The following is a 3,106-nucleotide window of genomic DNA, read 5'->3' as shown; positions in this document are numbered from 1 at the left end:
TGGCCTTCAAGATTAGCAGTTTTTTCTGCTAACCTTTCATCGAAAGTTTTACCATCATTTGGGTTGTTTTCATCCCAACATGATTCTATGAGTTTTGTCATGTCTTCGCATGACTCTTTAAATGTCTTCATTTTAACTTGAACCTCCTATAATGTATCCTTCGATAGTGGTCCATGATTGGATTCCATTATCAGTTGGATATGCTTCTTCCATTACTACTTGAGTAATAGGTAATTGATGGTCATCTACTGCTTCTTCGATTGCCTCATGACAATTACCTAATGTGAATTCATCAATAGGTATTCCTTTGCGTTCAATGAATTTACTGGTGGTGTATACATCTGAGATGGAGTCATGGGGTTGGATGTCTCGAATGTCAATACATTTCATTAGTAATCACATCCCGTTTGCTAAAAAATTCCTCATACCTCCACTGTCAACAGCAGCATGGCCTGTGAAGGCAAAGTATAATGATCCACAGATGAACAATGTAAACATTACTGCAAAAATTATTGCAGTTGGGTGTAGTAACACCCAACCACTTAAGTTAAACGGAGAAACATTAATCTCTTGTTGTTTAGCTAATCTTGCGGGTTCTTTCATTTTATCACCTCAAAATCAGCAACATGATCTGCTAGTTCAATGCAGAGGTTGTATGGGAATATTATCCAGGAAATGCTTTTTTTATTTGGATTTTTTCTTTGGATAATTTCAAATCCTTTGTTTTTGATTTGTTCTGCTAATTTATCTGCAATAGTAGTGAAACATTCTAATGCATTGAAATATCCATGTTCACATGGTGCAGTACAAACATTAACAATTTCATATCCTTTTTCATAGAGTGTGTCAGTGATTTCCTCTTCGATTACCCATTTTTCCATTGTGTTTAGTTTACATGCGTCTACAATGGAATGGTAGTTTTTTCTGATTTTTGTTGTGGTTTCATTCATGCTTCCACTCCTTGATGTGTGTAATCTATCATGAATAGGTGATTACGTACTGATTTGCATAATGCTAAATCTCCGACTTTAACTTCTTCGCATTTAGCATTTGCTTTTCTTGCAGGTTCAACTCCACGAATGGTTTTAACAAAAACCATGTTATCTTCGATTCTAATTATTGGCAACCATGAATTGTTAGGTCCTTGAGTGTATTTTTCTTTAAGAAAATTAGGATTTTTTAATACTTCTTCCACTAATGTAATTGTTGTCAGGTGGTTTTGTATTAAGAACTCATTTGCTGCTTTATCACCTAAAGCTCCTAAAAATTCTGTGCATTTTTTTCTTGCAAGATAACGGTCATGTTCATTATTTTGGATTGCTTCTGCTTCTTCAATTTCCCAGAATAGTTCATCGATTTTTGACTCTAATCTGTAGAGTTCATCTCTTAAATGAGTGACTCTTGGGTCATTGAGGTTTAACTGGGATATAACATATGATCCAGTTATACCTAATTTTTCAGCAATTTCTACAGAAACTTTATCTCTCTTTTTGCGTAATGCTCTAAGAGTTGATTTCATTTCTGATAATTCAGAATCTGATACTAAGGAGATCATCATTATTAATCATCTCCTAAGTAACTACCTATTGCAGATACTTGCTCATTTTCAAGTTGTTCTGTTGCAAGTTCTGCTTTTATGAAATCGTTTTCTTCAATAGGGTCCATGGTGTATCCGATGAAGTGCATGTTGTCATCGAATAGTTTAGTGACTTTCATTCCTCCTATTTCTGCTAATGCAGCGATGAAAGTTTCAGAATCTGCAATAGCTTCAGATGGTTTTTCAGTTACCATAAGGCGAGTAAAACCACAGTATGAGTCTTCAAAATCAATTGGAACATTGGAAACAAGTCTTGCTTGTTTAACTGCATCAGGAATTTCGTATGCAGCTCCGATAGATTTTTTGTTTTCATCAATGACGTGGAATTTGCTATCTTCCTTAAAGTCTAAAAAGAGTTTAGAAGAGGTATTCTTTTTCACTTCATCATATAATTCGCCATTTAAATAGATGGGTGCGTTACTTCTTTTTCTTGCTGATGCAACAGCATTGTCAATTTCAGCACCGTCTCCTATGCAAAAACCTTCTTCATCAATTACTTCCCAACGGTTATGTTGTGGGATGTCATCGAATTCTAAAAAGAGTTTGGTTGGTGCGGTCATAGTTATGCACCACCTAATAAAGCTCTGGCTAATGCTCTACCAGCTTTTTCTTGTTCAGCTTCACTTAAATCCCAAATTGAAATATGTTCTAATTTCTCTTTGAGTAAAGTGTTTTCGGTTTTTAATTCTTCAAAAATAGGTTTACATTCATCATACTTGAGTGATTTTTCAAGATGACTAATTATTTTTTCTTCATCGCCGATGACACGGCCATCGATTATTAATTTCTCATTTTCTATTTCTAATGTCAACGCTTTCACGTCTCCCTTTTATTTTTTGAAGATTTTTCATTGTCCGCCAAAACATTGAAAATTCTTCTTGATTATTAATTTATACTAAGTCTTATTTAAAGTTTACTATATTATATTATAATCTTAAAACATTATTTAAGTAAATATAATTAACTTTAAATAATGTTATTAACAAATATAACACATAGAAGTTACTAAAAAAAGTGGAGGAGCTTTAAATGACAACAGTTAGAATGGTATTTGATATTGATGAAGATTTAAGAACTGAAATCAACATCATTGCAAAGAGACAGAAAACAACTGTCAAAGCAATCATGAACCAACTTGTTGAGGATTATGTTCGTGAAAATAAGGAGTAAAATTATTCATGATTTTTAATAATTTTTTCAAAAAATTATCATTGAAAAAATTAGCGATAGCATTCGCTAATGATTTAGAACCTCGCATTTCGTTTGCGACTAATTTAAATTCTTGCATATTTGATTTTGCAAATAAACAAAAATTTAAATAGTATTTTAACCATAAATAATTATTGGTTACAAAGATACTTTCACGTCTCCCGTGGACTATTTTTAGTAACCGGCAGTATGCGATGTGTGAGGTGCGCCAACACCGTCGACCACATCGTCATATTGCGAATGTTACAATTATAATATCTGTTTTTTCAATTATTTATAATCTTGTTTTACAATATATTT

Annotated in this window: 7 protein-coding genes; 1 reads left to right on the top strand and 6 read right to left on the bottom strand. The window is 32.9% G+C overall.

The annotated features are described in order from the left end of the window. Nucleotides 1-132 precede the first annotated feature (132 nt). Genes IJI93_RS06165 through IJI93_RS06140 form a run of 6 tightly spaced genes read right to left on the bottom strand, consistent with a single transcriptional unit; the run spans nucleotide 133 to nucleotide 2,417 of the window. Nucleotides 133-390: a hypothetical protein gene (locus IJI93_RS06165; RefSeq protein ID WP_292821289.1), complete on the bottom strand. Its 258-nt coding sequence runs from the start codon at nucleotides 388-390 to the stop codon at nucleotides 133-135. 6 nt (nucleotides 391-396) lie between these two features. Beyond that, on the bottom strand, nucleotides 397-603 hold the full coding sequence (locus IJI93_RS06160) for a hypothetical protein (protein ID WP_292821287.1): 207 nt from the start codon (nucleotides 601-603) through the stop codon (nucleotides 397-399). After that, nucleotides 600-950, bottom strand: a complete 351-nt coding sequence (locus IJI93_RS06155) for a hypothetical protein (RefSeq protein WP_292821285.1) — start codon at nucleotides 948-950, stop codon at nucleotides 600-602. Before IJI93_RS06155 ends, IJI93_RS06160 begins: the two co-directional genes overlap by 4 nt. Further along, nucleotides 947-1,558, bottom strand: coding sequence for a hypothetical protein (locus IJI93_RS06150; RefSeq protein WP_292821283.1), 612 nt, complete (start codon nucleotides 1,556-1,558; stop codon nucleotides 947-949). Before IJI93_RS06150 ends, IJI93_RS06155 begins: the two co-directional genes overlap by 4 nt. A 2-nt stretch (nucleotides 1,559-1,560) precedes the next feature. Then, nucleotides 1,561-2,157 carry a hypothetical protein gene (locus tag IJI93_RS06145; protein WP_292821281.1) on the bottom strand — a complete coding sequence of 199 codons (597 nt, stop codon included), beginning with the start codon at nucleotides 2,155-2,157 and terminating at the stop codon, nucleotides 1,561-1,563. 2 nt (nucleotides 2,158-2,159) lie between these two features. Beyond that, nucleotides 2,160-2,417: a hypothetical protein gene (locus IJI93_RS06140; RefSeq protein ID WP_292821279.1), complete on the bottom strand. Its 258-nt coding sequence runs from the start codon at nucleotides 2,415-2,417 to the stop codon at nucleotides 2,160-2,162. A 209-nt stretch (nucleotides 2,418-2,626) separates the two neighbouring features. Between IJI93_RS06140 and IJI93_RS06135 the strand changes: the two genes are divergently transcribed. Continuing rightward, entirely contained in the window at nucleotides 2,627-2,767 is a 141-nt protein-coding gene (locus IJI93_RS06135) for a hypothetical protein (RefSeq protein ID WP_292821277.1), read from the top strand. The last annotated feature ends 339 nt before the right edge of the window (nucleotides 2,768-3,106 follow it).

The sequence above is a fragment of the Methanobrevibacter sp. genome (assembly GCF_017431965.1).
GTDB lineage: Archaea > Methanobacteriota > Methanobacteria > Methanobacteriales > Methanobacteriaceae > Methanocatella.
This window is presented reverse-complemented; position numbering and strand designations above follow the sequence as displayed.